Raw genomic sequence first — 25,573 nt, 5'->3', positions numbered from 1 at the left:
CGTGACTGAGGGAGTTACAGGGTAACAGCCTTCTTTTTTATTCTACGATCTTCTCAAACGCCGCTTCCAGCGCCTGGTTCACGGCACGCACAGCGGCGGGGTCGGGCTTGATGGCGGCGCGGTCGTAGGTGAACAGGCCGTTCACCTCGTCCTCCACATCGCTCACCTGGGTGTACACCAGGGCCGAAAGCCCCTTTTTCAGCTGGGGGAGCACCGTTTCCAATTGCAGCTTTTTCCAGCGGGCGGTCAGCTCGGCCCGGCTCTTTGCCGTGCCGTAGCCATACGCCCTGCGGGGCGGCTCATGGCCGGGCATGGGCCAGGCAATGCCGCCGTATTCGCTCAGGGCCACCACCCGGCTCCGGGGCCTGACCCGGAGCGGGTAGAAATAGTTGTGCAGGGAATCCACATCTCCCCCGCCCTGATCGTACCAGCCGCTGGCCTCGTCCACAAGGCGGGTATCGTCCAGCCTGCGGACGGCCTCCACGGCCCCGGCGGCATCGAACTGCCCCCACCCCTCATTGAAGGGCGCCCAGCAGCCCACGCAGGGGTGGCACTGCAGGGCCTTTACCGTGGCTTCCAGCTCCCGGGCATATTCTTCCCTGCCCGCTTCCGTTTCGCGGCCCAGCAGGCCCCAGAGGGGCCTTGCGTCGGGCAGGCGGCGGAGCAGCGGCTGGAACACGTTGGTCAGGTAGGTCACGAGCCAGAGCTTGTAGGGCCCGCCGCCGTTCACCATGTCCTGCCAGACGATGAGGCCCAGCTTATCGCAGTGGTAATACCAGCGCTGCGGCTCGATCTTGGCGTGCTTGCGCAGGAGGTTGAAGCCCAGCTCTTTTATGGTCTGCAGTTCCCGCACCACTACCCCATCACTGGGCGGGGTGTACAGGCCCTCGGGCCAGTAGCCCTGATCCAGCAGGCCGTTGAGCAGGATGGGCCTGCCATTCAGGCAGAAGCGCATGATCCCGTGGGCATCCGGCGCACAGCTCCACTTGCGCAGGGCAAAGTAGCTGTGCACGGTGTCGCGCTGCTCCTCTTCTCCCTGTGTGGTGCCCACGGTCAGGTCGTACAAAAACGGGCTGTCCGGGCTCCACGGGAAGAAATGCTCCTCCGGGATGTGCAGGGTCACCGCACCGTCCCGGTCGGCCTCGTCACTGCCCCAGTCCTCGGCAATGGTCACGCCCCCGGCCCGCACCACGGCCCACAGGTTCGCCGCCCCGCCGGGCAGGGAAGTATGGGCTTTCACGGTCACGGTGCGGGCATCATAGTCCGGGGTGACGGTCAGCTCCGTGATGTAATTTTCCGGCACACGCTCCAGCCAGACGGTCTGCCAGATGCCGCTCTGGGCCGGGTAGAACATCCCGCCGGGCCGGAGGGTCTGCTTGCCCCGGGCCTGCACGCCGGTGCCAGTGGGGTCCTGCACCGCCACCCAGAGCCGGTCATGGCTGGCAGGGTTCAACGCATCGGTGATATCCAGCGCAAAGGGCCAGTAGCCGCCCCGGTGGCCCCCCACCAGATGGCCGTTGACCTGCACGGCGCAGGCATAGTCCACGGCCCCGAAGTGGAGCAGCACCCGCCCGCCGGTGCCCGCCGGGGGCACAAAGCTCCGGTGGTAGTGGAGCCACGCCCCGGGCTGCAGGGTGCGCCCCACGCCGGAGGCTTTCGTCTCCGGGGAGTAGGGCACCAGAATGTCGCCGTCCCACTTTGCGGGCAGTCCCGCAGAGCTGGTGATGGCGTACTGCCACAGGCCGTTCAGGTTCTCATAGCTGTCCCGCCGCAGGGCCGGGCGGGGGTATTCGGGCAGAGGATGATGCTGCATACTGTCACCGCCTTTTCTGCTCCCATTGTAGCACAGGCCAACCGCCTTGTATAGGCGCAAAAAGCCCCCGCCGCCGGGGTTCCGGGGCAGGGGCCGTGATGCAGCGCTTATGCCAGTTTTGCTTCCAGCCGGGTGCGGATGGCCTGGATGAATTCCTCGCTGTTCACCTGGGTGGGAGTGATGCCCTCCGCCAGGCCGCAGAGGTCTTTGGTCATAATACCGTCATTGAGGGTCTGCAGGCTGGCGGCCTCCAGCGCCTCGCCAAACCGGACCAGCGCGGGCAGACTGTCCAGCTCGCCGCGCTTTTTCAGGGCACCGCTCCAGGCAAAGATGGTGGCCATGGGGTTGGTGGAGGTGGCCTCGCCCTTGAGGTACTTGTAGTAGTGGCGGGTCACGGTGCCGTGGGCGGCCTCGTACTCATAGTTGCCGTCCGGGCTGACCAGAACGCTGGTCATCATGGCCAGCGAGCCAAAGGCAGTGGAGACCATATCGCTCATCACGTCGCCGTCGTAGTTCTTGCAGGCCCAGACAAAGCCGCCCTCGCTGCGGATGACACGGGCCACAATGTCATCGATCAGGCTGTAGAAATAGGTGATTCCTGCGGCCTCGAACTTTTCCCGGTACTCGGCATCGTACACCTCCTGGAAGATGTCCTTGAAGGTGTGGTCATACTTCTTGGAGATGGTGTCCTTGGCACCAAACCAGAGATCCTGTTTGCTTTCCAGCGCGTAGTTGAAGCAGCTGCGGGCAAAGCTGTAGATGGAGGTGTCCTTGTTGTACTGGCCCTGCAGGACACCGGCACACTCAAAGTTGTAGACCGTGGCGGCCTGCCGGGAGCCGTCGTCGCCGGTGTAGATCAGCTCCGCCCTGCCGGGGCCGGGGATGCGGAACTCGGTGCACTTGTACACGTCGCCGTAGGCGTGGCGGGCAATGGTGATGGGCTTTGTCCAGTTCTTGACCACCGGCTTGATGCTGTCGATCATGATCGGCGCGCGGAACACGGTGCCGTCCAGCACGGCGCGGATGGTGCCGTTGGGACTTTTCCACATCTGGTGCAGGTGGTATTCCTCCACGCGCTGGGCGTTGGGGGTGATGGTGGCGCACTTGACTGCCACGCCATACTTCTTGTTGGCAAGGGCGGCATCCATGGTCACCTGATCCTGGGTGGCATCCCGGTTGGGCAGGCCCAGATCGTAGTACTCGGTCTTCAGATCCACAAAGGGCAGGATGAGCTCCTCCTTGATGATCTTCCAGAGCACACGGGTCATCTCGTCGCCATCCATCTCCACCAGCGGCGTGGTCATCTTGATCTTTTCCATAACAGTTTCCCTTTCCTCTGTTTCAAAAAATACTGTGACCCCCGGCGGCACTGCCAGATGCTCTGCCGGAAGGTTCGGCTTTATTGATACGCGGCCGCCAGCTTTTCCAGCGCGGGCAGGCTGCGCTTTACCTTTTCGGTGTCGATGCAGTAGGCAAGGCGGACATAGCCCGTTACGCCAAAGGTATCGCTGGGCACCAGCAGCAGGTCAAATTCCCGGGCCCTGCGGCAGAAGGCGTTGGCATCCTCCTCCAGTGCCTTGGGGAAGAGATAGAAGGTGCCGCCGGGCCGCTCGACCTCAAAGCCCAGCGCTTTCAGCTTGTTGTAAAGCAGATCCATATTGGTCTCGTAGACGCTCAGGTCGCTGGTCACATCCAGGCAGCGGCCCACGGCGCGCTGGATGATGCTGGGCGGGCAGTTGTGGCCGGTAAAGCGGGAGATCTGGGCCATCATATCCACCAGCACCTCCTCGCCCTCACAGTCGGGGCGCACGGCCACGTAGCCCAGGCGCTCGCCAGGCAGACTCAGGCTCTTGGAGAAGGAGAAGCAGGTCAGGGTGTGGGGGTAGAACGCCGCCGGGTAGGGCACAGCCCTGCCATCAAAGGCGATATCCCGGTAAGGCTCGTCGCTGACAAGGAAGATGTTGTGGCCGTAGGCCCGGCTCTTCTCGGTCAGGATCTCCGCCAGCCGGGTCAGGGTGTCGGCAGAGTAGACCACACCGGTGGGGTTGTTGGGGGTGTTGATGAGGACGCAGGTGACCTTTTCGGTCAGCATCTGCTCAAAGGCCTCCAGATTGGGCTGGAAGGCCGGGGCCTGGGGCGGCACCACCCTGAGATGGGCACCGGTGCCCTCCACATAGGGGCCGTACTCCGGGAAGTAGGGGGCAAAGGTCAGCACCTCATCCCCGGGCCGGGTCACGGCGCGCACAGCGTGGGCAATGGCACCCGCCGCACCCGTGGTGGGAAAGATATCCTTCTGCGCATAGGGCAGGCCGAAGGTCCTGTTCAGGTGGGCCGCCACGGCAGTGCGGAACTCCGGGTCGCCCTGGCTGGGGCAGTAGCCATGCAGGGCCACCGGGTCCTCCTGTGCCAGCAGCTCCTGCATGGCGGCGGTGAACTGCTCCGGGCAGGGCACACTGGGGTTGCCCAGCGAGTAATCAAACACGTTCTCGTAACCGATCTGGGCCGCGCGCTGCTTGCCGTACATAAAGGTCTCGCGGATGACGCTCTTGTGGGCCAGCATCCCGCGGTAAGTTTCGTTCAGCATAAGTTCCTTCCCCTCTAAAACACAAATTTATTTTTCGTGGGCAGCAGACGCATAGCTCTGCTCTACTTTCACCACACAGCTGTATTTCGGGTCCTGCTCATGGACGAACTGGCACATGGCGGCCAGCATCTCGTCCTTGTTCCCGGTATAGCCCGCCGGGAACTCCAGATCGAACAGGACATTCGTATGGGTATCACCCGGCACGATGCGCAGGTCGTGGATCGAAAGGCAGGGGTCGAGCTGGCGGGCCTTTTCCATCAGGCGGGTACGCAGCACGCCCACCGCCGCATCGGTGGTGACGATGGGGTCATAGTGAATGGTCACCTGCAGGCCGTCCCGCTTTATAAAATCGTTCTCGATGTTGTCGATGACATCGTGGGCCTTGAGCGGGTCGGTCTCTGCCGGGAACTCGATGTGGAGGGATGCGAACTGATGCCCCGGGCCGTAATCGTGCACCATGAGGTCGTGCATCCCCAGCACGCCGGGGTAGCCCATGACCGTCTGCTCAATGTGCTCCACCAGCTCCGGGCTGGGGCTCTCGCCCAGCAGGGGGCTCAGGGTGTCCATGACCAGCCCCCAGCCCGACCAGAGGATGAAGGCTGCCACGGCCACGCCCATGATGCCGTCCAGCCGCGCCCAGCCCGTCAGGCTGCAGACCACGGTGGAGACCAGCACCGCGCCGGTGGTCAGCACGTCATTGCGGCTGTCGGCGGCGGTGGCCATCAGGGTCTCGGAGCCGATGGTGCGGCCGATGGTGCGGTTGAAGCCGCTCATCCAGAGCTTGACGAGGATGGATGCGGCCAGCACGCCCACGCTCAGCCAGCTGAACGCCACGGGGGTGGGGTGGAACACCTTGACCACCGATTCCTTGAGCAGGGAAAAGCCGATGCCCAGGATGGTCACGCTGACCACCAGACCGGCCAGATATTCATAGCGGGCGTGGCCGTAGGGATGCTCGGCATCCGGGGCCTTGGCGGCCAGCCGGAAGCCGATGAGGCTGACTACGTTGGACGAAGCGTCCGAGAGGTTGTTCAAAGCATCCGCCATGATGGCGATGGAGCCGAACAGGGTGCCTGCCAGCAGCTTGCCCAGGCAGAGCAGCAGGTTGCAGGCCATACCCACACCACTGGCAAGGTTGCCGTAGGCCGTGCGGGTGGCAGGGTCCTGGGGATCATTGGGATGCCGGATGAACCGGCGGATCAGAAATTGCGTCATATCTATCTTTCATCTCCAGAGGTGCGTTCAAAAAATACGACTTAGGTATAGTATAGCACCCAGCTTTACCGTTGTGAAGCGTTCACCCATGAAACTGCGGCTTGTCAGGCGGCAGTTTTGTGAATTTGCTTCTTGTTGCAATCAAAAAAGAGCTGCCGCGCGCCCCTTTGCCAACACTTTGGTTGGCAGAGAGCGCCGCAGCAGCCCCTTTTACAGTTCCGTCAGGGGAACTCAGACATTCTTGGCAGAGGGCTTGCTCAGATCCACGCCGCGGATGATCTTGCGCACGGGCAGGATGCTCTTGGCGTTCATGGACAGCTCGTCCACACCCATCCGCAGGAAGGTCTCGGTGAGGGCGGTATCCGCGCCCAGCTCACCGCAGATGCCCACCCAGATGCCGTGGCGGTGGCCCGCCTCAATGGTCATCCGGATGGCCTTCAGCACAGCGGGGTGGTGGGGGTCAAAGAAGGGCTCCAGCTTGGCGTTCTGGCGATCCAGCGCACAGGTGTACTGGGTCAGGTCGTTGGTGCCGATGGAGAAGAAATCGCACTCCTGGGCCAGATCGTCCGCCACCAGAACTGCGGCGGGGGTCTCGATCATGGTGCCCACCTCGATCTTGTCGCTGAACTTCTTGCCCTCGGCGGTCAGCTCTGCCTTGCACTCCTCCAGCACGGCCTTGGCATCCTGCAGCTCCCGCAGACTGGTGATCATGGGGAACATAATGCTCATGTTGCCGTAGGCAGAAGCGCGCAGCAGGGCCCGCAGCTGGGTCTTGAAGAAATCCTTGCGGGTCAGGCAGATGCGGATGGCGCGGTAGCCCAGCGCGGGGTTGTCCTCGTGGTCGAGCTTCATGTAGTCCACGGTCTTGTCCGCGCCGATATCACAGGTGCGCACAACCACCTTTTTGGGAGCCAGGCTCTCCAGCACCTGCTTGTAGGCCTCGAACTGGTATTCCTCGGTGGGGTAATCCGTGCAGTTCAGGTAGACGAATTCGGTGCGGAACAGGCCCACGCCGCCCGCGTCGTTCTGCTGGACCGCGCCCACATCGCTCATGCCGCCGATGTTGGCAAAGACCTGCACGGTCTTGCCGTCCAGCGTGGTGTTGGGTTTGCCCTTGAGCTCGGCCAGCAGGGCCAGCTTCTTCTGGTCCTCCTGCTGGCGCTTTTTCAGGCTCTCCAGCAGATCGGGGGTGGGGTCCACATACACGCAGGCGTTGTAGCCGTCCACCACAGCCATCTTGCCGTCCCAATCTTCCTGGATCTCCTTGCACTGGATCAGGGCGGGGATGTTCATGCTGCGGGCCAGAATGGCGGTGTGGCTGTTGGAGCTGCCCTCCCGGGTGATGAAGCCCAGCAGCAGGCTCTTGTCCATCCGCACCGTCTCCGAGGGTGCCAGATCCTCCGCCACCAGAATGCTGGGCTCCGTGCCCTGCAGGGTGGCATTGTCCACGCCCTGCAGGATGTCCAGCATGGCCTGGGCAATGTCGATGACATCGGCGCTGCGGGCCTGTAAATAGGGGTCGTCCATGGCGGCAAACACGGCGGCCTGGTTGTCGCCCGCTTTCTTGACGGCATACTCCGCACACATGTGCTGGCCGTTGATGATCTCCTTGATGGCATCCACAAAGTCATCGTCATCCAGCATCATGGCATGGATGTTGAACACCTCGGCAATGTCCTCGCCTGCCTCGGCCAGTGCCTTTTCATACAGGGCAGTCTGCTGGTCAATGGCCTTGGCCCGAGCCTCTTCAAAGCGGGCTTCCTCTGCCGCCGTGTCCGCGACCTGGGCGGTGGAAATCACGGTATCTTTTTTCTTGTAAATTTTCAGCTTGCCGATGGCAATGCCGTTCAGGATGCTTTTACCGGTTCCTACCTGCATCGTTCTCTCTCCTTTGTTGAGAATTTTAGTGCGAAAAAGCCCCCGCAGGGTCTCCCGCAAGGGCTTTTGTCCGCAGATTCAAAGATCAGACGTTCTCGGTCAGGAACTTCTGAATGGCCTCGGCAGCGGCGGCCTCATCGTCGCCCTCCACCTTCACGGTCACGGTGTCGCCCTGCTTGACACCCATGCCCATCAGAGCCATCAGTTTGCGCAGGTCGCAGCTCTTGCCGTCCTTTTCCAGGGTAGCGGTGCTGGCAAAGCCCTTGGCCACCTTCACGAGCAGACCGGCCGGACGAGCGTGGATGCCGCATGCATCCTTAACAGTATACTGGAATTCCTTCATAATCATTTTCTCCTTACTTCATCCCGTTTCAGATCCGGACGGTCCTGCCACTCCGGACGCAGCCGATTTTGCTGCGGGATGCTACTATTATTATAAACCCGCTTCGTTATTTTTTCATCATTCCATATTGCTGATTTTTAGCCAGAAATTTTGGTGCTATTGAACAGAAGTTTTGCCCCCATTTTCCACCGGATTCATTCGACAGGATACCCCTCGGCATCCAGGGGCAGGTCGGTGTACTGCGCCTCCTCGGGCACCACGGAGTCCGGCTCCCCGCTGGTCTGCTGGCTCTGCCCGGCCGCGCCCAGCTCCTCATCATGGCGCTCTCCCCAGTCGCCGCTGTAATCCTCACCGGACACCTGCTGGGCATCCTGCTGCTCAGCCTGCGCCATTGCGGTCTGGGCATCCTTCAGGCCGATCACCGTGCCTGACGGCTTTTCCAGCAGGTAGGCCCCCACAGCCTTTTTGCGGTAGACCAGCAGCACGCCGTAGCGGCTGGTCTCTCCGCTGCTGGCCGCCGGGATCAGGGCGGTCCACTTTTCCACGGTTTTCCCTTTGTAGCGGATAAGATCCATTCCGCTTTGCTGTACCACCCCGTTGAAGGCCGAGAAGCTGTCGTCCCACTTGCGGGGGATCTTGACCTTATCCGCCGTGATGGACGTGCCGTCCACATCCAGCCCATAGCCCGTGAACCAGGTCTGGATGTCCTGTGCGCTCTCGATCCGGTTCACCCCGGCCGCTGCCGCCACCGTGCGGGTGCTGATGTACCGCCCCAGAAAGGCGCTGAAGATCACCAGCGCACAGCAGAGCGCACCGGCCCCCACCTTTTTCAAGCTCGTCTTGTTCAGCGTTACCACAAACATACCGTTCCCTCCCACCCGTTTTGTTCTGAAAAGAATATATGGGGCGGGCAGAGGAATTATAACCGCGCTGCGGCAGATCCACTTTCCTGCGCAGGAGTCATTTGAAAAAGTTGCTTCTTCTGTTAAAAAGTCGCTCGAAAAAGTTTCAGCTATCGCAAAGAAGTCCCTTGAAAAAGTTGTTCTTAGTTGGGCGTAAAGGGCTACGGCAAAGAACCAAGATCTGTTCCAGTCGGATCGGAGACGGTTCTTGAAATGTACCCACTGGATTTTGAAGAATTCTTATGGGCCAATGACATCACCGAACCTGTCATTGCGCTGCTGCAAAGTTCTCTGGACTCCGGTTCTCCTGTGCCGGAAGCGCTGCACAACCGGATGCGGCAGCTTTTGCTCCAATATACCGTTGTGGGAGGAATGCCGGATGCTGTCCAGACCTTTGTGACCAGCAGGCAGATGGATGAGGTCCTGCGTATCCAGCGGGACATCGTTCGTTCCTATGAGGACGACATGGTAAAGTACGCGGAAAAAAAGGATAAGTCCCGCATCAAGGAGTGTTTCCAGTCCATTCCCCGCCAGCTTGCCAAGGAAAACAAGAAATTCCAGTATTCCGTTGTAAAAAAAGGCTCCACCTCCGCAAAATATGCTGGAAGCCTGCAATGGATCGAGGACGCCGGCATCATCACACGATGCCACAATCTGTCCATTACCGAGCTGCCTCTGGATGGGAACGCGGAAGAGGATACCTTTAAGGTCTATATGTGCGACACCGGCCTGTTCGTCAGCATGCTGGAGGACGGAACGCAGTTTGACATCCTGCAAGGCGACCTCTATGGCTACAAAGGTGCTATCTTTGAAAACCTGATTGCCGATATCTTCACCAAGATGGGGCGCAAGCTCTACTATTTCCACAAGGATTCCGGCCTCGAGGTGGATTTTGTGATCCGTTATCAGGGAGAATGCACCCTTGTAGAGGTAAAGGCCCGCTCCGGAAATGTCAAAAGCACAAAGACGATCCTCAACCACCCTGAAAAATATCATGTATCCCATGCAATCAAGCTCGGGGACTATAATATCGGGAAAAACGGGCCGCTCCTGACCCTTCCCCTCTATATGGCCTTTCTGCTGCGCAGCTGCTGACCTGTACAGCACCAAAAGAGCCCCCGCCGGAATAGACCGGCGGGGGCTCTTTCTCATAGCGGTAAGTTCAGGATCACTCGATCAGGCCGTTCAGCAGGGCCAGGCACTTGCGGCTGTGCAGCTTGCGGATGGCCTTGGCCTCGATCTGGCGGACACGCTCACGGGTGACACCGAAGTCGCGGCCCACCTCCTCCAGCGTGCGGGGGCGGCCATCGTCCAGACCAAAGCGCAGGCGGATGACCTTTTCCTCACGGGGGGTCAGGCTCTTGAGGGCCTGATTGATCTGCTGGGCCACCATGGCGCGGTCCGCTGCCTTGCCGGGGGCCTCGGCGTTCTCGTCGGCCACGAAATCGCCCAGAGAGGAATCTTCTTCCTCGCCCACGGGGCTTTCCAGGCTGGCGGGCTCCTGCGCCATGCGCTGGATCTCCCGCACGCGCTCCACGCTCATATCCATGGCCTTTGCCAGCTCCTCGGGGGTGGGCTCGTGGCCGTTCTGGTAGACCAGCTGGTTGGTGGCCTGACGCATCCGGTTGATGGTCTCGACCATGTGCACCGGAATGCGGATGGTGCGGGCCTGATCCGCAATGGCGCGGGTGATGGCCTGACGGATCCACCAGGTGGCGTAGGTGGAGAAGCGGAAGCCGCGGTCGCAGTCAAACTTCTCGGCGGCCTTGATCAGGCCGATGTTGCCCTCCTGAATCAGATCCAGGAACGCCAGGTTGTGGCCGACATGCTTCTTGGCGATGGAGACCACCAGACGCAGGTTGGCCTCGCTCAGGCTGCGGCGGGCGTTCAGGCCGTCGCGGCGGATCTTGAGCAGCTCCTGGCGTCGCTCCTCCGTCAGGGGGCCGTTCTCAACAGCCTCCATGGCCTCCTCTTCGGCAGCCTTTTCCTCGTCATCCTCGCTGGACTTGGTGTTGCCGTCCTCGTCCAGATCCTCGGTATAGCTCCGGCTGTTCTCATCCTCCTCGAACGAGAAGCGGGCGCTGTTCTTTTTGATGTACTCAGGCGCGCCGTACTTCTGGCGGTCGGCCTGAAGGATGTGGGCAGCCTCGGCACCGGCGTGGATGCGCTTGCTCAGGTCCACTTCCTGCTCCGCGCTCAGCAGCGGGATCTGGCCAATCTGCTTGAGGTAGTTCTTCACAGGGTCATCCAGCAGCTCATCCATGGCAGCCTTCAGGTCTGCGGGGTTCTCCTCTGCCGGGTCGTCCTCATTTTCATCGCCCAGGCCCAGCTCATCGCTGTTTGCCTCGGCACTTTCCACCTCTGCCATGATGCCTTCCACATCCAGGCTGGTGTCACCGTCGGCCTCGTCATCCAGAATTTTGATGCCGCGCTCCTCCAGAAGCGTGTAAAGCGTTTCCACATCCATCCGGCACTGGGAAGCCAGTGTCTTGGCCTCGCCCGCCGTCAGGGTGCCTTCGCCCTTCGTCAACAGTTCCTTCAAAGTCATGCCCATTTCGCTCTCTCCTTTTCACCGCGGCGCTGGCTGCGCCGTAAGTGATATCGTATCATAAGTTTTGCCGCTGCGGGATGGTTCAAATCACCAGGCCGCCGTTCACGCCGAACACCTGCCCGGTGATGTAACCGGCGCTTTCGCCTGCCAGGAACACCAGCAGCTGCGCCACCTCGTCCGCGCTGCCCAGGCGGCCCACGGGAGTCTCCTCGGCCAGCGCAGCCTTATCCTCTGCCGTAAAGGCAGCCATCATATCGGTGTCGATGACACCCGGAGCCACGCAGTTCACGGTGATGCCGCTGGGCCCCTCCTCTTTGGCAAGGGCCTTAGTCAGGCCGATCAGGCCCGCCTTGGCAGCGGAGTAATGCACCTCGCAGCTGCCGCCGGTCTGGCCCCACATGCTGCTCACGGTCAGGATGCGGCCCGCCTTGCGGCGGATCATGCCTGGCAGAGCCAGCTGGCACAGGTGGAACGCGCCGCTCAGGTTCACGTCCAGCATGTGCTGCCACTCCTCCGGGGTGATATCGGTGAACAGCTTCTGCTGGGCAATGCCCGCGTTGCTCACCAGCACATCCACATGGCCCACGGCCTGCTCCACAGTGTGGAACGCCACCTCACAGCTGGCGCGGGAGGCCACATCGCACTGGACCGCCAGCAGGCCCGGCAGCGCCTTTTCCAGCGCCGCCGCCGCCTCGGCGTGGGTGTGGTAGAGCACCGCCACTCGGTAGCCCGCCTGCCAGAAGGCGCGGGCCGCCGCGGCTCCGATGCCCCGGTCGCCGCCCGAGATCAGCACGCAGCGCCCGTTGGCCGCAGGGACTGCCGGTTCCGGCACAGGCTCCACCGGCGGTTCTGTTTCCGCGGCCGGTTCCGGCGCAGCTTCCTGCACCGGCTCCTGTTCCGGCTCAGGAACCCGGGATGCCTTGTCCTCATCGCTCAGGTCAAAGGTCAATTCAAATTCATCATCGTACAAGAGTCAGCCCTCCTGCCGTTTGTTCTCTGCCTGCAAAAAATCCCGCAGGCAGGAAGGTCCCGCCCTCCACCGCACCCATGGGCTGCGCTCTGCTCCTCTTTCCGGTCAAGGCCGGTCCTGCGGCGAGCCCGCTGGTCTGTGCGAGTGGTTTCGACAAGTTACCATTAAATAATATAGCACAATTCGGCGAAAAAAGAAAGTGGGAACCGCCGTCTTTTCACGCAGTTCCCACTTTTTTTCACGTTCTCAGGGGGTCACGGGCGGTTTCCAGCGGGGCTTTGCGGCCCGCTGCTCCCGCAGCCGGAGGAAAAACGCCTGCAGCAGCGCCTGCGCCTCCTCCGCCCGCAGGCCGCGTTCCACCACCGGATGGTGGTTGAAGGGCAGGGCGAACAGGTCGGTCACGCTGCCGCAGCACCCGGCCTTGGTATCCGCCGCGCCGTACACCACCCGCCTGATCCGGCTGTTGATGATGCCGCCGCTGCACATGGGGCAGGGCTCCAGCGTAACAAACAGCTCACACTGCCACAGCCGCCAGCCGCCCAGCTTTTTGCAGGCCGCGTCAATGGCCAGCAGCTCGGCGTGGTGGAGGGCGTTTTTCTCGGTCTCGCGGGTGTTGTGGGCGGCGGCGATGATCTCGCCGTTCCGGGCCACCACCGCGCCCACGGGCACCTCGCCCAGCGCGGCGGCCCGTGCGGCCTCCTCCAGCGCCGCGCCCATCAGCTCATAGTCGGTCATCCCATTCCCCTTTCTGCCAGCGCCCGGGCCAGCACCAGCCCATTGTTCAGGATATGCAGCACCACCCCGGGTGCAGGACTGTCGGTCTGCTCTGCGGCCCACCCGAAAATGAGCCCCATGCCCAGCGCGTAGCACTTTTCGGTCAGCGTTCCGTGCAGGGCCGCAAAGAGCACAGCCTGGCAGAGGTTTGCCGGGTGCTCCCCCAGCGGCCGCAGCAGGCGCAGCAGCGCCCCCCGGAACACCAGCTCCTCGGCCAGCGGCAGCACCAGCAGGCTGCGCAGCGTGCCGGGCACGCCCTGCGGCAGCTCTGCCGCCCCGCCGGGAACCAGCACACACCAGACCGCCGCCAGCCCGGCCCAGGCCAGTGCCGCGATGCCTGCCGCCCGCAGGCGGCGGTTCTGTTCTGACATCTTCTCCGTCCCCTCTCCGTTTGGGGCCGCGCTGTCCCGCCGCTTCGGGCGCACAGCGCACCGCCCCGCAATGCCTGATGTTCATTGTATCATGTTCCGGCCCGTTTGTGCAAGAAAACGGAGCGGAATTGCGAAAATACGAAGAAATATTGATTCAAACAATTGACATTTCCCGTCGTCTCTGGTATATTCCTATACGACTTTTTGATTGATTTGGTCGGGTTATCCGTTCTTGGCCCCGTTGGAGGTATTACTATGATCCGCATTCTTACCGATTCCGCATCCGACATCCTGCCCGCTGAAGCCGAGCAGCTGGGCGTGACCGTCATCCCCCTGAACGTCACCCTGGAGGACGGCACCGTGCTCCGGGACGGCGTGGACATGACCCCCACCGTGTATTACGGCGTGATGGCCCGCTGCCACAAGCTGCCCACTACCAGCCAGCCCAGCCCTGAGCTGTTCCAGCGCTTCTTCCTTGAGGCGGCTGCCGCCGGGGACGAAGTGGTGGGCATCTTCCTCTCCCATGAGCTGTCCGGCACCTGCCAGTGCGCCCGGCTGGCCGCAGACATGGCCAATGTGGACAATGTCCTCTTTGTGGATTCCGAGAACGTCTGCCTGGGCGAGAGCCTGCTGGTGCGGCTGGCTGTTCAGCTGCGGGATGCCGGAAAGACTGCCGGGCAGATCGCCGCCACCCTTGAGCACGCCAAGGAGCATCTGCATCTGGTGGCTGTCATCGACGACCTGAAGTATCTGCGCAAGGGCGGCCGCCTGCCCGCCGCCGTGGCCGTGGCCGGTGGGATGCTGGGCATCAAGCCCCTCATCACCATCAAGGAGGGCAAGGTCGTTATGGCGGGCAAGGCCCGGGGCCTGCCCGGCGCTTACGTTGCCCTGTTCAAGAAGATCGAGGAGCTGGGCGGCATCAGCACCTGCGCCGACGCGCTGGCCGGTTACACCCTCGCCCCCCGCGAGGTGCAGCCCATCCAGACCTACCTGCAGGAGAATCTGGGCCGGAACGAGGCCCTTGTGCGCCAGATCGGCTGTGTCATCGGCACCCACGCCGGCCCCGGCGCGTTCGGCCTGGCCTTCCTCGATGAGGGCTTCACCTTTTGATCTTACCCAATCAAAAAGAGGAACTGCTTTCCCGGCAGTTCCTCTTTTTTGTTGGTTCACAGCACCGCGTCCGAAACGATCTTGCCCAGCAGGAGCACCAGCACCACAAGCATCATGGGGCGGATGAACTTTGCGCCGTTCTTGAGGGCGAAGTGGGAGCCCAGCAGGTTGCCCACAATGCCGCTGATGGCACAGGGGATGCCGATGGAGAACACCACCAGCCCGCTGGAAAGATACGTTACCAGGCTGGCGTAGTTGCTGGCAAGGTTGAGCACCTTGGCGTTGCCGCCCGCCGTGCGCAGGTCAAAGCCCATCAGGGTGGTAAAGGCAATGATGGCAAAGGTGCCGGTGCCCGGGCCAAAGATGCCGTCGTACAGGCCGATGCCCAGCCCGATGGCAAGAGCCAGCACCGCCTTTTTTGCGTTCAGGGTGCCGTCGTCCCGGTTCTCGTCGGGCAGGTCCCGCCGCCAGAGGATGAGCACCGCCGCCACCGGCAGGATGATGAGCATCATGGTGCGCAGCACCTGATCGCTGAGCAGGAGCACGATGTGGGAGCCCAGTGCGCTGCCCACAAAGCTGCCCACAGCCGCCAGCAGGCCGACCCGGATGTTCATGGCTCCCTTCTGGAAGAACTGCGCCGTGGCAAAGGTGGTGCCGCAGGCCGCGCTGAATTTATTGGTGCCGTAGGTGTAATGCACCGGCAGGCCCGCAAACAGGTAGGCGGGCAGGCTGATCAGGCCGCCGCCGCCCGCCGCCGAGTCCACAAAGCCCGCAAACCCGGTCATCAGCATCAAAAACAGCAGCATTGGCAATGATAATGTAATTTCCATTCGTTCTACTTTCCTACTCCTTATGTACTTCTTTGCGAAACCTCTCCGTCACCGCAGCGTGAACCTGGCGCGAAGCGCCTGAGAGGTTTACTTCAGATACAGCTTTCCCTCGCAGGCCAGGATCTGATCCAGGATCATCCGGGACACCCGGGCACCATAGACCATGGCGGGGTGGTCGTTGTACTCGATGATGTCATGGAACTCCTTGTTCATCAGAACGATCACATACTCGCCGTAGGGGGTGTGGATGATGCCGCCGTCGTTGCGGCAGGCGTTCATGCTGCCGCTCTTGCTGGCCACCCAGAGAAGCTCCGGCTCGCCGGTCTCCTCACAGTCCAGATAGAACTGGGGGAAATCGTGGGTCAGCATGGTGTTGTAGTGCTGCTGGCGGAAGATGCCCAGCATGGCGGCGCTGGCTTCTTTGCTGACCAGCGTACCCTTTGCCACCTGCGCAAACAGGGCGGCGTAGTCCCGGGGCGTGGTGGTGCCCAGCTTGTCGTAGCGGTCAAAGTGGAGGGGATTGTGCAGGACGGTGTGCCCAAAGCCCAATTCCCGGATGCAGGCATTGATGGTGTCCAGCCCCAGGTAATCGATGATCATATTGGTGGCGATGTTGTCCGAGCAGATGATCATCATGGTGGCGGTGTCCTTCACCTTGAGCTTTGCCCCCACGCCCAGGGCCCGGAGCATCCCGGAGCCGTCCACGAACTGGCTGGCCTCGTAGGTGATCTCCTCCTCCAGGTCAGCCCTGCCCCGGCTGGCCTGCAGATACAGCACCGCCAGAATGAACGCCTTGATGGTGGAGGCCGTCTCGAACTCCTCGTCGGCACCGATCTCCACCGTGCTGCCGCGCAGGTCGTCCACAAAAACGCTCATCCTGCCCTGATAGGAATAGAGCTCGGCGGCAATGCGCTTTTCCAATGTCATATTCTGATCCATCTGGAATCCCTCAACTTTTCTATACTTTCCGTTATACTTCATTCTTACCGTTAAGACATTATTATCGTTGATATCGTTGTTATCGTTGCTAACTTTTCTTTTTCACCAACGTTATCAACGATTGCAACGATGATTTTGATACCAACGGTGATTACAGGTTGTTTTCAAAGAAACGCTGTGCGTTGCGGAAGAAGATGGCTTCCACCTCATCCTCGGTGAAGCCCTCTTTCCGCAGGGCATCGGCCAGCAGGGGCATTTTGGAGCAGTCGCTCAGTTCCAGCTTGCCGCCGATGCCGTCAAAGTCACTGCCCAGACCGATGATCTCAATGCCGCCCACCTGCTTGAAATGGGCGGCGTGTTTGGCCATCAGGGCCGTGGTGCTGCGGCACAGGTCGGGGCTGGGCTGGTCATCCAGAAAGCCCGCGCAGTAGTTCAGGCCCACCAGACCGCCTTTTTCCGCCATGACCCGGATCATCTCATCGGTCAGGTTGCGGCAGTGGGGGGCCAGGGCGCGGCAGTTGGAGTGGCTGGCCGCAAAGGGGCGGGTGCTGTGCTCCGCAATGTCCCAGAAGCCCTTATCGGACAGGTGGCTCACATCGGCAATGATGTGCAGGCGCTCCATCTCGGCCAGGAACTCGAAGCCCTTCTCCTTCAGGCCGGTCTCGGTGTTGGGCATACAGGGCCAGATGGGGCCGTTGCCGGGCACCACGTTGGGGCTGGCCAGCTCGTTTTCGTGGTTCCAGGTCAGGGTCATCATCCGCACGCCCAGCTCGTACATCCGGCGCAGCACGCCCAGACTGCCCTTGCAGCAGCCTGCTTCCTCAATGGTCAGCATTCCGCTGATCTTGCCCGCCTCGGCGTTTTTGCGGATATCCTCGGGGCGGTAGACAGGGGCGATCCTGTCGGAATACCGCTCCATCATCCGCTTGAACACATCGATCTCTTCCAGCGCCGTCACCAGCGGGTCCGCGCCCGGGGTGGGGTCGGCCAGATTCACAAAGGCGGCAAAGCACTGGAGCATGTAGTCGCCCTTCTCCAGCTTTTCCAGATCGATGTGGCCGTTGTTGTGGGCAAAGGTCTGCCCGTCGCCCCGCATCTCCGCGCGCCGCAGCTCGCTCAGGGTGTCACAATGTAGATCAAAGACTTTCATGGATTGTTCTTCCTCCTATAACATCCTCGCCCTCTCAGTCAAAGCCTGACGGCTTTGACTGAGAGGGTGAGTTACTTTATCAGAACACACTCCCCACCGCATACAGACTCTTGACCAGATCTTCCCGGTACAGCGGGTCGGCGGGGTCAAGGCTGTTGATGACCACGCCGCCGCTGGCGGACGCGCCGGTGGAGTGGATGTAGCGGCCCTCGCCAAGGTAAAGGGCGATATGGCCGGGGAAATAGAGGGCATCGCCCCGCTTTTTGTCTGCAAAGGGGATCTGGTGCATGGGCCAGCCCTCCACGATCCTGGCATCCCGGTAGATGAGCACGCCGCACTGCATATAGGCGCTGCTGACAAGGCCGGAACAATCAATGCCCCGGCCCGATTTGCCGCCCCAGCGGTACTCGGTGCCCAGATACTTTTTCGCCTGCGCGCAGACGGCATCCCGGAACGCTTCCTCGCTGCCGTCGTACCACGCCTGCAGTGCCTGCGGCACCAGCTCCCCGGCGGTAATATTCCGGGCCTCGGCCAGTGCGTCATCAAAGGCCAGCCCCTCCCGCTGGGTGAACACGGCGGTCATCTCAAACCGCACCGGCTCCAGCGCCACGTCCCGGACATAGCCGGTGCGGCCATCCAGCAGGGCCACCTTGGCCCAGCCGGTGTGGGCCTCGGCTTCCTCGGGCGGTTCGGGCAGGCGGCAGAGCAGGCAGCCCCGCTCCAGCTCCAGCATCCGCACCCCCTGCACCTTGGGCAGGCTGAGCACATCGGTGGCACGGCCCACCAGCACCAGCGGCTGGGGCAGGTAGGCCCGCAGCGCATCCTCGCTGACAAATTTCAGCGCATCCCGCCGGACAAAGCCGTGGTAGCCGTAAAAGGTGACCACCTCGGCCACCTCCGGGGAGAGGGGCACTCCCTCGGCAGTCACGCCGCCGGGGGCGGTGCGCACCTGACAGGCCTGACCGTACAGGCCCTCGTCCCCGATGGTGGAAACAAGGCCCGCCTCGCTCTGTTTCGTGGTCTGGGGCAGGTCGTAAATGGTCACGACAGGCCGGGCAAATAGGGCGTATTGCATCATTCGGTTCCCTCCAACAAATTCAGCAGCTCCTCCGGCTTCATGCGCAGGATGGCACCATCCGCGCTGCCGGTGACGGTCTCGGCCAGATCCTGCTTGGCCTGCTGCAGCTCCACGATCTTTTCCTCAATGGTGTCCTGGGCGATGAGCTTGTACACCTGCACCGGGTTCTGCTGGCCGATGCGGTAGGCACGGTCGGTGGCTTGATTCTGGGCTGCCACGTTCCACCACGGGTCGTAGTGGATGACGATATCGGCGGCGGTCAGGTTCAGGCCGGTGCCGCCTGCCCGCAGGGAGATCAGGAACACGCTGGCCTCGCCGCCGTTAAAGCGGCGCACCAGCTCGGCACGCACCGGCTTGGGGGTGGAGCCCTGCAGGGTGAAGTGGCTCACGCCCTCTGCGTCCAGCCGCTTGGCAAGCAGCTCCAGCATGGAGGTGAACTGGCTGAACAGCAGGATGCGGTGCCCACTCTCCACGGCACTGGTGACCAGCTCGATGCAGGCATCCAGCTTGGCGCTGCCGCCTGCCCAGTTGTCGGCAATGAGCCGGGGGTCGCAGCAGATCTCCCGCAGCCGCATGAGGACGGCGAACACCGCCATCTTGTCCTCGGGCTTGGCGGCCCGCAGCTTCTCCCGGGCATCCACCACGGCGGCAAGGTAGAGCTTGCGCTGCTCCTCCTCCAGCTCGATGCGGTAGACATTCTCTGTTTTGGGGGGCAGCTCCTTCAGCACCTCGGACTTCATCCGGCGCAGGATGAACGGCCCGGTGAGCTGGTTCAGCCGCCGCACCGCCGCCGGGTCGTTTTCCTGCGTGATGGGCTTTTCAAACCGGCTGCAGAAGCTCTTGTAGGGCGGCAGGTAGCCCGGCATCAGGAAGGAGAAGATGCTCCACAGCTCACCCAGGCGGTTCTCCACGGGGGTGCCGGTCAGCGCAAAGCGGACACGGCTGTTCACCCCGCACACCGCCTTGTATTTCTGGGTGGTGTGGTTCTTGATGGCCTGGGCCTCGTCCAGGATGCAGGCGTAGAATTTCTGGTTCTCGTACAGGGTCTCGTCGCGGCGGAGCAGGTCATAGCTGGTCACCACCACATCGGCCCCGTCCCACTGCTCGGCCAGCTGGGCCCGGTGGGCAGCATCCCCGTCCACCACAACGCAGTTCAGCTCCGGCGTGAACTTCTGGCATTCCTCGGCCCAGTTCAGCACCAGCGAGGCCGGGCAGACGATGAGGCTGGGCAGGGGGTTCCCGCCCTGCTCCCGGAGGGCCAGCAGATAGCTGAGCACCTGCACCGTCTTGCCCAGACCCATATCATCCGCAAGGATGCCGCCCATGCCGTAGCCATCCAGCGTGCGGAGCCAGCGGTAGCCGTCCCGCTGGTATTTTCGCAAAACTTTTTGTAGAGACGCGGGCGGTGTATACTCGCTGTCCTTTACCGCGTGGAAGCTCCGGCTGAGCTGGCGGAAGGCATCGTCCCGGTTGAAGCGGATGCCGTTCTGCCCCGAGAGCGCCCAGTCCAGACTGGGGGCCCGGTACAGGGGCAGCCGGGCGTGGGCCTGGCCCAGTTTGGCCCCGGAAAGCTCCAGCGTCTCGTTCAGCTCGTCCAGCACCTCCATAGAATCGTCCAGCCGGAGCAGACGGCCATCGCGCAGGCGGTGGTAGCGCTTTTTCTGGTGGAGCGATCTCAGCAGGGCTTTCAGCTCCCCCACCGGGAACTCCCCCGTGTCCACCTCCAGGTCGAGCACGCTGCCGTGCACCGACACCCCCACCGAGATCTTCGGCGGCGCGGCCTGCATACTGCGGAAGGCATCGGTCAGGTAGACCTCGCCCTCGGCCAGCAGGGCCGGGATGCCCTCATCGAGGAAGCGGTAGACTTCATCCTCCTCATAGGCATCGTAGTGGGCAGCAAGGCCGTTGCCCATGGTGTCCGGCCCCGGCTCCAGGTACCGCCCCAGCAGCCGCCCGGCCCGCTGTTCGGCGCGGGCATCCCGCAGCAGACCGGCAGGCCCCGGTTCCTCCGGTGTGACGCGGTCCTCGCCGTACAAAAATTCAAGGTGCGCCCGCACCGTTTCCCGCGTGGGCGCGTCAAGGTAAAACTGCACCACCGGCTCCAGCGGGATCTGATTCAGCAGCAGGCGTTCGGGGTCCTCAATGGTCACCCTGCTGCCCAGCTCCGGCAGGACGTAACTGCAAAAGGCGGTGGCATCCCCGGTGGTAAAGAACAGGCTCTTGCCGCACAGCGCCTCAAGGGCGGGCCGCATCCGGGCGCTTTCGGCCCGGTCCAGCTGCCAGATCGTATCCTCACTGTATAAATAGTCGTTGTCTAAACCCGTTTTCCATCCCAACGCGGGGGTCACGGACACCTCCACGCCGCCCCGGCGCTTTTCCACCCGCATGGTCAGGGCCGGGATGCCGGTCTTGAGGGTGTAGCCGCCCAGATTGCCGGTGGGGGCATAGAGGGCCACCAGACCGTCAAAGATCTCGCCGTTCAGCGGGATGCCCCCGGCAGGCCCGCTGCGGGGCGCATTGCCGTAGCTGCGCAGGGCCGCCTCGGCTCCTTCCTTTGCGCTGAGCTGCCGCCGCAGCAGGCGGAGCAGCTGCTGTGCCTCCGGGGCAAAGGCCTCCCAGCTGTGCTGGAATTCCAGCGCCTTGCCGTAACTGATGAAGCCGTGCTTCTCCACGGCCCGCAGCAGGTCCGGGATGCTCTTTACCACATACTGCCGCCCGCCGTCTGCCGAGATGCGCAGCCGCAGCCAGGGCAGCTCCCCGGGCAGCAGGGTCAGCTCCGGTTCCAGCTCTGCGGCGTGGGGGCGCAGCTCCGCGTGGCCGGTCACGCCGTCCACCTCGGCCAGTGCTCCCTCCTGATAGGCCCGGAGCAGCCGCCGTGCCTCGTAGTCGGATTCCGGTTCCTCGCCCCGCCATTTCTTGCCGAACAGCATTTCCAGGCTGGAGGCATAGCTGTCCCTGCGGGGCGGCTCCTCAGGCTGGGGCGTTTGCAGGTTGGCCGTGCCCCGCACCACGCCCGGGATGCTCTCCGGGCTCTCCGAGGGCTTTTGCGGCGCTCTGCCGGAAAGGCCCTGACTCTCGCTGTCCCACATCAGCAGCGCGCCGATGTGCTTGCAGCAGGGCCCCTCGCCGTTTTCGTTGTAAGGGCAGGAGCAGCTGGCGCTGACAAAGCTGCCGTTTTCCCGCAGCCAGACCTGGGTCTGGTACAGGCTCCGCCCGCCGCCGCGCACGTCGGCGCTCAGGTGGCGCACGCCGTTCCCGGCCACTTCGCAGTTCAGATCCTGTATCCGGTCCGTGTAGGCCTTGGCCCGCGCGAATACCGTGCCGCCCAACAGGTAGCGGATCTCTTCCATGTCCATCCGGGGTCTCCCTCCCTCTGCAATGCTCTATTGGTTAAGCATACCGCACCGGCGGGCGGGATGCAAGGGGTGCCGGGAAAAAAAGTTCCGGAAAGCACAGAAGCGCCTCATCCAGGAGAGGATGAAGCGCTTCTGTACTTTGGGAATTTTGGAACACTCAGCCCGCATTGCGGTTTACGGGCCAAGTGGGGGTTGGTTTAGGGCTGCTCAGGCGTTCTGCTTGAGCTCCTGTGCTTTCTGCCATGCTTTCAGCACATCGATCTTGCTTACGGTGTTGTCGGGATAGAATTTCATCTCTTCCGGAGCCGTGCCCTCATCGTTCAGGTCAGGGATAAGCTCGTTTTCCATGGCCCAGCGGGCGGCGTGCTGCAGATCCATATCCCGCTCTTCCTGACCGACATCGGGGTAGAGCAGTTCGGATTCGGGCATGGGCTTGCCTGCATCCTCCCACAGCATCATGGCAAGGGCGCTGCGGTTGCTGGGGAAGTAGGGCAGAGCCATCAGCTTGCCTGCAAATTCAGCGCCCAGAGAATAGGCCTGATATCCCAGCACTGCACCGCCGACAACAACAGTAGTGCCGATCACGATGGGGCCAACGATATCGGGCTCGTCATCTTCAATGGATGCATCCTGTGTCATGGCTTTCAGGGTCACGGCCTTTGCAGGCATCACAAAGGCAAAACTTTCCTTATCCTGATAAGCGTTCGGATCATCCAGGCCAGTGATATCCCAGTGGCCAAATTTCAGACCGCTATCTGCAAAAGCATCCTTATCAAATGCAACACTCACCGTTGCACCCTCGGGGACATTAAAGGAACCGTCCTCGTTGGCATTCTTTTTAACGATTTCGGTGATATCCTCGGGGTCAGCACCATTCTTGCCGGGCACTGTTACGCTGGTGATCACGCCGTCCTTCAAAGTCAGGATGGGCATTTCAGACACAACAAAGTCCTTTTCGTCCGTTGCAAGCTCATTCTCACCCTGCTTGACAGCAGCGGTCAGGGTCTGCTTGCCGGTCTCCTTGGGAGTAATGCGGAACGCATATTGTTCTTTTACATCGCCCAGATCAATGGGCAGGCCGCCTTCCGGCATGGGCTGATACGCACCGTTTTTGTCCTGATACTCGATCTCGCTGTTCTTGTTGCCAAAGTCGATGAATGCCTCACCCAGCTTGGCATCGTCCTTGGGGTCAACCTTTACAGTAAAGTCCTTGCTTTCGCCTTCCTTGATGACGGCATTCTCCAGGCCCTCAATGGTCACAGTGGCGGCATCACGGTACTGTGCGGCAATATCCACACCACTGCTCATGGTAAAGGTGATGGTCTCTGCCTTGTAGTCCTGACCTGTGAGCAGGGAGAGATTGCCGGTGGTAGACCAACCGTCAAACACCTTGCCCTTAGGGATCAGGGCCTTGTCCAGCGTCACGGTCACTTCTGCGCCGTCCGGTACAGAGTAGGTCTTTTTGCCGGTGGCCTCGTCAGGAGTAACAGTCAAGGTATTGGTCACATCGCTGTCGTCGTATTTCACAGTAACAGTGCCGCCGGTCACGGTCAGCGGGTGGCAGACCAGAGCATCGGGGTCGAACTTCCAACCGGCATAGAGCTTGGTGCCCTTGATGTTTGTAAACAGCTGTGCATCCGGATATCGGATCTTGCAGTCTGCATCGGTATACCAACCTGTAAAGGTGTAACCCGGTTTGATAGGTTTGTCTTTGTCAAGTGCCGTAATGTCTGCGCCGTAGTCAATTTTTTTCGGCGTGATCGTGTCACCATCTACGAGAGTCACATCAACGGTGGTAATAAAGCCTTCGTTCCCGTCGAAGTGCCGTAGTAGACGCTCTAATCTAGGTTCGCAATAAACATTTGTATTACAACTAGGCTGAAAAACTCCGTTACTGCCTTCGAAAGTCTCCTCTAATTGACTTGGGGCTTCAATTGTAATGTAAGGCAAGTGCCAACAATTATAAACGATATCACGCCCCAGTTTCTTCACGCTTTTGGGAATATTCAACGATTTTAGATTCGTACGCTTAAAGGCTTCATTGCCGATCTCACCTATTCCTTCTGACAGGGTAACACTTTCCAAGTTGTAACATTCCTCAAAAGCACCACTACGGATTGTTTTGACACTCGAAGGGATAGTGATTTCTGTCAGTCCACTGCAGCCGTAGAACGAACTATAACCAACTTCTTCCAGCTGTGGCGGAAGTTCAATCTTTGTCAGTCCAGTGCATCTCGAAAATGCACTGTCCTTAATTTTTGTTACGGTGCTTGGAATTTTAACCTCGGTCAGCTCAGGGCTGTCGCAGAATGCGCTTGCGCCGATGCAGGACAATCCTTCCGGAAGTTTTACTTTACGCAGATTCGGATGAAAAGAGTGAAACTTACTGTTGCTATCAGAATAGCTGTAATAAAGAATATTATCGCCCAGCGTCGTTACGCCACCCTCAACGATAAGCTGTGTGATATTCTGTATTTTCTCATACCACGGAGCGTATGAATCATTAGATGAAGTTATATATCTGTCATAATTTGCCATGGGACCATTGCCCGTAATCGTCAAGGTATAGGTCTCTTCTCCCTCTTCTCCATCGCTGTTCGGGCTCAATGTCGCTGTGACAGTACCCGGCGTTTCTCCGCAGTCATACGGACCCAAATTTCCCTCCGCAAATGCCGACACTGCCCCAGCAGGCAGGAATGTCAGCATCATACTGAACGCCAGTAAGAGGCTGATGAGCCGTTTTTTCATAAAAATCCTCCTTTGTCAGTCATCAATACTCCCAGTTTCTCTATGAAAAGCACCCAGACAAAAAGAAAAAAGCGCCGCACCAGCCAAATGGCTGGTACAACGCTTTGCGTTTTGTACTTTAGGGCGTGCTTGCCCTCTCTATCTATGCTTTAGTCTGCCGCTTCTCAAGGGCAAGGTGATTGTGGTTCCCGGAAAAGCTACTCCCATACACTTCTCCATAACCCCGCACCGACTGCCCCTTGGGGGGCGCTGGCACATTTCCGCATAGTCGAAGAGGGTTGCACAGAGCAAAGTGCAGCTGACGGCCCCTACCGGGCCTTCCGCCTTGCGTCACAGCCTTCCGACTGATTTGCCGATCTTTCTGTTTTGCTGACGAGATACTTTTCGCACTTTATCATACCCCCCCCCCCTATAAAAAATCAAGGGGTCTGGGCGAAGTTTGTGAACATTCACAAATCCATTGGATTTTTTTAGGCTATTTTAACGGAAAGGCACACGCACAAAAAAACAAACCCCTGAAGAATTTCTTCCTCAGGGGTTTTGTTTAAGTCGGCGACTACCTATTTTCACGCGCCGTTTCCAGCGAACTATCTTGGGCACGAGTGAGCTTAACTTCTGTGTTCGGAATGGGAACAGGTGGAACCTCACCGTCATCGTCACCGACCAATATGACTGGTTCAGTATAACATTTCTGTTCTACTTTGTCCAGTGTTTCTTGAAGGACGTGCCTTCAAAACTGAATAATCACTGCTAACATTTTATCATTGACTTGAGAATTCAAGCGAATTGTGGTCAAGCCCTCGATCTATTAGTACACACTTGCTGAATGGATCACTCCACTTACACATCGTGCCTATCAACCTCGTAGTCTACAAGGGATCTTACCTGATTGAATCAGTGGGATATCTTATCTTTGGGTCGGCTTCACGCTTAGATGCTTTCAGCGTTTATCCGATCCGTA

General features: G+C 60.7%; 19 protein-coding genes, 2 rRNA genes and 1 pseudogene. 2 read left to right on the top strand and 20 right to left on the bottom strand.

Going from position 1 to position 25,573, the window contains the following annotated elements; all coding sequences use genetic code 11:
- Positions 1-37 precede the first annotated feature (37 nt).
- From J3351_RS08275 to J3351_RS08245, 7 genes are all read right to left on the bottom strand, one after another.
- A complete protein-coding gene (locus tag J3351_RS08275) occupies positions 38-1,813 on the bottom strand; it encodes a glycoside hydrolase family 2 protein (protein ID WP_207697505.1) in 1,776 nt (591 codons plus the stop codon).
- A 107-nt stretch (positions 1,814-1,920) separates the two neighbouring features.
- A complete protein-coding gene (locus tag J3351_RS08270; protein ID WP_005930182.1) occupies positions 1,921-3,132 on the bottom strand; it encodes an NADP-dependent isocitrate dehydrogenase in 1,212 nt (403 codons plus the stop codon).
- Positions 3,133-3,212: 80 nt separating this feature from the next.
- Positions 3,213-4,397 carry a pyridoxal phosphate-dependent aminotransferase gene (locus tag J3351_RS08265; RefSeq protein WP_207697504.1) on the bottom strand — a complete coding sequence of 395 codons (1,185 nt, stop codon included), beginning with the start codon at positions 4,395-4,397 and terminating at the stop codon, positions 3,213-3,215.
- Positions 4,398-4,424: 27 nt separating this feature from the next.
- A complete protein-coding gene (locus J3351_RS08260; protein ID WP_156062025.1) occupies positions 4,425-5,612 on the bottom strand; it encodes a cation diffusion facilitator family transporter in 1,188 nt (395 codons plus the stop codon).
- 231 nt (positions 5,613-5,843) lie between these two features.
- The gene (ptsP, locus tag J3351_RS08255; protein ID WP_005930190.1) at positions 5,844-7,490 is read right to left on the bottom strand and encodes a phosphoenolpyruvate--protein phosphotransferase; all 1,647 of its coding nucleotides are present in this window, start codon (positions 7,488-7,490) and stop codon (positions 5,844-5,846) included.
- A gap of 85 nt (positions 7,491-7,575) precedes the next feature.
- Positions 7,576-7,839: an HPr family phosphocarrier protein gene (locus J3351_RS08250; RefSeq protein ID WP_005930193.1), complete on the bottom strand. Its 264-nt coding sequence runs from the start codon at positions 7,837-7,839 to the stop codon at positions 7,576-7,578.
- A 188-nt stretch (positions 7,840-8,027) separates the two neighbouring features.
- Positions 8,028-8,696: a DUF4830 domain-containing protein gene (locus J3351_RS08245; RefSeq protein WP_207697503.1), complete on the bottom strand. Its 669-nt coding sequence runs from the start codon at positions 8,694-8,696 to the stop codon at positions 8,028-8,030.
- 252 nt (positions 8,697-8,948) lie between these two features.
- On the opposite strand from J3351_RS08245, the gene J3351_RS08240 reads away from it, so the two are divergent.
- On the top strand, positions 8,949-9,830 hold the full coding sequence (locus J3351_RS08240) for an ATP-binding protein (protein WP_207697502.1): 882 nt from the start codon (positions 8,949-8,951) through the stop codon (positions 9,828-9,830).
- Between the two features lie 73 nt (positions 9,831-9,903).
- Here J3351_RS08240 and J3351_RS08235 read toward each other — a convergent pair whose 3' ends face one another.
- The 4 genes from J3351_RS08235 to J3351_RS08220 form a co-directional block, all read right to left on the bottom strand.
- Positions 9,904-11,289, bottom strand: a complete 1,386-nt coding sequence (locus tag J3351_RS08235) for an RNA polymerase sigma factor (RefSeq protein ID WP_005930202.1) — start codon at positions 11,287-11,289, stop codon at positions 9,904-9,906.
- A 79-nt stretch (positions 11,290-11,368) separates the two neighbouring features.
- On the bottom strand, positions 11,369-12,256 hold the full coding sequence (gene ymfI / locus J3351_RS08230; RefSeq protein ID WP_207697501.1) for an elongation factor P 5-aminopentanone reductase: 888 nt from the start codon (positions 12,254-12,256) through the stop codon (positions 11,369-11,371).
- 246 nt (positions 12,257-12,502) lie between these two features.
- Positions 12,503-12,991, bottom strand: coding sequence for a nucleoside deaminase (locus J3351_RS08225; protein ID WP_005930211.1), 489 nt, complete (start codon positions 12,989-12,991; stop codon positions 12,503-12,505).
- Positions 12,988-13,401: a CPBP family intramembrane glutamic endopeptidase gene (locus J3351_RS08220; protein WP_097772959.1), complete on the bottom strand. Its 414-nt coding sequence runs from the start codon at positions 13,399-13,401 to the stop codon at positions 12,988-12,990. The genes J3351_RS08225 and J3351_RS08220 overlap by 4 nt, the downstream gene beginning before the upstream one ends.
- Before the next feature lie 255 nt (positions 13,402-13,656).
- On the opposite strand from J3351_RS08220, the gene J3351_RS08215 reads away from it, so the two are divergent.
- Positions 13,657-14,511: a DegV family protein gene (locus J3351_RS08215; RefSeq protein WP_035393397.1), complete on the top strand. Its 855-nt coding sequence runs from the start codon at positions 13,657-13,659 to the stop codon at positions 14,509-14,511.
- 56 nt (positions 14,512-14,567) lie between these two features.
- Here the strand turns inward: J3351_RS08215 and J3351_RS08210 are convergent, their stop codons facing one another.
- The 9 genes and pseudogenes from J3351_RS08210 to J3351_RS08175 all read right to left on the bottom strand — a co-directional run.
- Positions 14,568-15,341, bottom strand: a complete 774-nt coding sequence (locus tag J3351_RS08210; protein WP_097770231.1) for a TSUP family transporter — start codon at positions 15,339-15,341, stop codon at positions 14,568-14,570.
- 87 nt (positions 15,342-15,428) lie between these two features.
- Positions 15,429-16,280 (bottom strand): serine hydrolase, encoded by an 852-nt coding sequence (locus J3351_RS08205; protein ID WP_156066388.1) that lies wholly within the window; start codon positions 16,278-16,280, stop codon positions 15,429-15,431.
- A 151-nt stretch (positions 16,281-16,431) separates the two neighbouring features.
- On the bottom strand, positions 16,432-17,430 hold the full coding sequence (locus J3351_RS08200; RefSeq protein ID WP_117534697.1) for a dipeptidase: 999 nt from the start codon (positions 17,428-17,430) through the stop codon (positions 16,432-16,434).
- A 79-nt stretch (positions 17,431-17,509) separates the two neighbouring features.
- Positions 17,510-18,508 (bottom strand): C40 family peptidase, encoded by a 999-nt coding sequence (locus tag J3351_RS08195; RefSeq protein WP_207697500.1) that lies wholly within the window; start codon positions 18,506-18,508, stop codon positions 17,510-17,512.
- Positions 18,505-21,864 (bottom strand): DEAD/DEAH box helicase, encoded by a 3,360-nt coding sequence (locus tag J3351_RS08190; RefSeq protein WP_207697499.1) that lies wholly within the window; start codon positions 21,862-21,864, stop codon positions 18,505-18,507. Before J3351_RS08190 ends, J3351_RS08195 begins: the two co-directional genes overlap by 4 nt.
- 207 nt (positions 21,865-22,071) lie before the next feature.
- A complete protein-coding gene (locus J3351_RS08185; RefSeq protein WP_307862858.1) occupies positions 22,072-23,649 on the bottom strand; it encodes an InlB B-repeat-containing protein in 1,578 nt (525 codons plus the stop codon).
- Between the two features lie 183 nt (positions 23,650-23,832).
- Positions 23,833-24,402 (bottom strand): annotated as a pseudogene (locus J3351_RS14350) (leucine-rich repeat protein); the annotation flags it as partial.
- A 757-nt stretch (positions 24,403-25,159) separates the two neighbouring features.
- Positions 25,160-25,276 (bottom strand): 5S ribosomal RNA (gene rrf, locus J3351_RS08180).
- A 124-nt stretch (positions 25,277-25,400) separates the two neighbouring features.
- Positions 25,401-25,573, bottom strand: a 23S ribosomal RNA gene (locus J3351_RS08175); the annotation flags it as partial.

Origin of the sequence: Faecalibacterium sp. Marseille-Q0746 (assembly GCF_017377595.1) — a bacterium.
Classification (GTDB): domain Bacteria; phylum Bacillota; class Clostridia; order Oscillospirales; family Ruminococcaceae; genus Faecalibacterium; species Faecalibacterium duncaniae.
Note: the sequence above shows the minus strand (reverse complement) of the source record. Positions and strands in the feature narration are given on the sequence as shown.